Source organism: Trinickia sp., assembly GCF_051953405.1.
Taxonomy (GTDB): domain Bacteria; phylum Pseudomonadota; class Gammaproteobacteria; order Burkholderiales; family Burkholderiaceae; genus Trinickia.
In genome coordinates, this window is the sequence record NZ_JBQCIV010000003.1 from 1 (window position 1) to 3,450 (window position 3,450).

Genomic DNA, 3,450 nt, shown 5'->3' on the forward strand with positions numbered 1-3,450 from the left:
CGCTTACCCCAAAACACCTCGTTGTGCGCGTTCAAGAGGATGATGCCGACGTTCGGGCGAAAGCCTTCGCGATCAAGCATACAACCACCTTCGAATCCTTTAAAATTGCTTTGATTATAAACAGATAACGAGCCTTTGGCATCGGCATGCACCAGAAGGGTTCCAGGCCCCGCAACAATCGTGCCTCGGTGCCGCCGGTGGCTGCTCTCGTCTGACGAATCGCGCCGCATCGCGCGGGCTGTTCTTGCGCGCAAGGCACTCGCCGATGTCCCAAAATGACTCGTTCCCTTCTTTCGGCGGCTCGCTGCGGGCTGCCGCTTTTGGAAAATCGTTGAATGAAAGCCTCCCGTTTCTTTATCGGCACACTGAAGGAAGCTCCGGCGGACGCGGAAGTCGTCAGCCACAAGTTGATGTTGCGCGCGGGTATGATCCGGCGCGTCGCCGGCGGTATCTATAGCTATTTGCCGGTCGGCCTACGCTCGATTCGCAAGGTCGAGGCGATCGTGCGCGAAGAGATGAACCGCGCGGGCGCGCTCGAGCTGTTGATGCCGGCGGTGCAGCCCGCGGAACTGTGGCAAGAGTCGGGGCGGTGGGAGCAATACGGGCCTGAACTGCTGCGCTTCAAGGATCGCAAGCAGACCGATTTTGTCATCGGGCCGACGCACGAGGAAGTCGTTACCGACATCGCGCGCAACCAGATCAAGAGCTATCGGCAGATGCCGGTGAACTTCTACCAGATCCAGACGAAATTCCGCGACGAAATCCGTCCGCGTTTCGGCGTGATGCGCGGGCGCGAGTTCACGATGAAGGACGCCTATTCGTTCGACAAGGATCAAGCGGGGCTGCAAGCGTCGTACGAAAAAATGTTCGATGCCTATGTGCGCATCTTTACGCGCATCGGGCTCGAGTTCCGTGCCGTGAACGCCGATAGCGGCTCGATCGGCGGCAATCGTTCGCAGGAATTTCATGTGATCGCGGCGACGGGCGAAGACGACATCGCCTACTGCCCGGCATCGGATTTCGCGGCGAACGTCGAAGCGGCCGAAGCGCTGCCGCTCTATGCCGAGCGCGCCGCGCCGCGCGAGGCGATGCAAAAGACGGCCACGCCGGGCAAGGCCAAGTGCGAAGCCGTTGCCGAACTGTTGAATATCCCGCTCGAGCGCACGATCAAGTCGATCATCCTCGCCACCGACAACGAAGGGGCCGAGCCCACGATTTGGCTCTTGATGCTGCGCGGCGATCACGATCTGAACGAAATCAAGGTGAGCAAGCTGCCCGGCTTGGCGGGCTTTCGCTTTGCCACCGAGGCCGAGATCGTCGAATGGTTCGGCACGCCGCCCGGCTATCTGGGGCCGATCGGCACGAAGAAGCCCGTGAAAGTGGTGGCCGATCGCACGGTGGCGAACATGAGCGATTTCGTCGTCGGTTCGAACGAGGTCGATTACCACACGACGGGCGTCAACTGGGGCCGCGATTTGCCCGAGCCCGAGGTGGCCGACATCCGCAATGTGCGCCCCGGCGATCCTTCCCCCGACGGCAAGGGCAACCTCGAAATCTGCCGCGGTATCGAAGTCGGCCATGTGTTCCAGCTCGGCACGAAATACTCCGATGCGATGGGCGCGACGTTCCTCGACGAAAACGGCAAGCCGCAGTCGATGGTGATGGGCTGCTACGGCATCGGTATTACGCGCATTCTCGGTGCGGCGATCGAACAGAACTTCGACGACCGCGGCATTATCTGGCCCGAGGCGATCGCCCCGTTCGAGGTCGTCTTGTGTCCGATGGGCTATGACCGCAGCGAGAGCGTGCGCGCCGAAACGGACAAGCTTTATGCGCAACTGTCCGAAGCCGGTATCGACGTCATTCTCGACGATCGCGGCGAGCGTCCGGGCGTCATGCTCGCGGATTGGGAGTTGATCGGCGTGCCGCATCGCCTCGTGATCGGCGAGCGCGGACTCAAGGAAGGCAAGGTCGAGTATCAGGGCCGCCGCGACACGGAGCCGACGCTGCTGCCGATCGAAGACGCTGCTGCGTTCGCGGCCGGGAAGGTGCGTGCCGCGCTTGGGGATTCGGGGCGGGCAAACTGAGCGCGGTATTCGAGCCGCCTCGAGTGTCGTGAGCGCCATAAGCGCTCCGAGCGGGCGGCTCGCCGATGCGAAGAGCGGGGGCGGTTCCCGGTAACGGGGGCCGCCCCCATTACGTTCGGCACAACGCTTTGCGCGGCCGGCTCGGCCCGAGGGGCCGCGCCGGTTTAAGACATCAAGCGCCTTCGGTCAGCGCGCGGATCGTCGGCAAATTGCGCCAGTAGCCCTTGGCGTCCATCCCGCAGCCGAATACGTAGCGATCGGGGACTTCGAAGCCGCAGAAATCGGGGCGCAGCGGTTTGGCTTTCGGGATCTGCTTCTCGCAAAGCACGGCGCTCAAAAAGCGCTTCGCCCCCATGGCGAGAATCCGGTCGCGGATCGCGGCCATCGTCTCCCCTTCGTCGAGGATGTCGTCGAGCACAAGCACGACGCGGTCCTTCACCGATTCGGCGGGCGCCACGCGCCATTGCATGTCGGCGCTGCCGTGCGTCGTATTGCGGTAGCGCGTCAGGTGGATGTAGTCGAACTCGAGCGGGAAATCGAGATGCGGTAGCAGCATCCCGGTGAAGACGGCCGCCCCGCCCATGACGGAAAGCAGCAACGGAAAGTCTTCGCCGATCTGCGCGCGGATGGCCTGGGCCATGCCGGCGATCGACGCATTGACCTCGGCCGCCGAGACGATTTCCTCGGAGTGGCGAAAGATGTGAAAAGCTTCTTCGCGATTCATGGCGTTGTGCAGAGTGTCTCGACTGTATACATAGTGTGAAGCGGCGTGCTCATGCGCGCCACGGCATTAACCCGTGCGCCCGTGCGGGACGCTAGCGCATGCCGGGCAGCATGCCCTTCATGCCGCGCATCATCTTTTGCAGATTGCCGCCCTTGAGCTTACGCATCATGGTGCGCATCTGCTCGTATTGATTGAGCATCCGGTTCACCTCCTGCACCTGCACACCCGCACCCGCGGCGATACGGCGCTTGCGCGTCGCCTTGATCAGTTCCGGTTTCGCCCGTTCGGCCGGCGTCATCGAATTGATGATGCCTTCCATGCGGCGCATCTGCTTTTCGGCCTGACCCATGTCGGCACCCGCCGCGGCTTGCTGAAACTGCGCGGGGAGTTTATCCATGAGCGTCGACAAGCCGCCCATGTTCTTCATCTGCGAAAGCTGCGCGCGGAAATCGTTCAGGTCGAAGTCGCCGCCTTTCTTGACCTTGTCGGCGAGCTTTTGTGCGGCCTGGACGTCCACGCCGCGTTGCGCTTCTTCGACGAGGGCGAGAATGTCGCCCATGCCCAGAATCCGGTTCGCCATCCGGTCCGGATAGAAAACCTCCAGCCCGTCCAGCTTTTCAGCGACGCCGACGAACTTGA

General features: G+C 62.3%; 2 protein-coding genes and 2 pseudogenes. 1 reads left to right on the forward strand and 3 read right to left on the reverse strand.

Features of this window, described 5'->3' with window-relative positions:
* Positions 1-80: pseudogene (locus tag ACTHN9_RS00200) on the reverse strand (RNA pyrophosphohydrolase); the annotation flags it as partial.
* A 255-nt stretch (positions 81-335) separates the two neighbouring features.
* Here ACTHN9_RS00200 and ACTHN9_RS00205 point away from each other — a divergent pair.
* Positions 336-2,087: a proline--tRNA ligase gene (locus tag ACTHN9_RS00205; RefSeq protein WP_440534732.1), complete on the forward strand. Its 1,752-nt coding sequence runs from the start codon at positions 336-338 to the stop codon at positions 2,085-2,087.
* Positions 2,088-2,259: 172 nt separating this feature from the next.
* Here the strand turns inward: ACTHN9_RS00205 and ACTHN9_RS00210 are convergent, their stop codons facing one another.
* Both ACTHN9_RS00210 and ACTHN9_RS00215 read right to left on the reverse strand, forming a co-directional pair.
* Positions 2,260-2,811: a hypoxanthine-guanine phosphoribosyltransferase gene (locus ACTHN9_RS00210; RefSeq protein WP_440534733.1), complete on the reverse strand. Its 552-nt coding sequence runs from the start codon at positions 2,809-2,811 to the stop codon at positions 2,260-2,262.
* A gap of 91 nt (positions 2,812-2,902) precedes the next feature.
* Positions 2,903-3,450 (reverse strand): annotated as a pseudogene (locus ACTHN9_RS00215) (signal recognition particle protein); the annotation flags it as partial.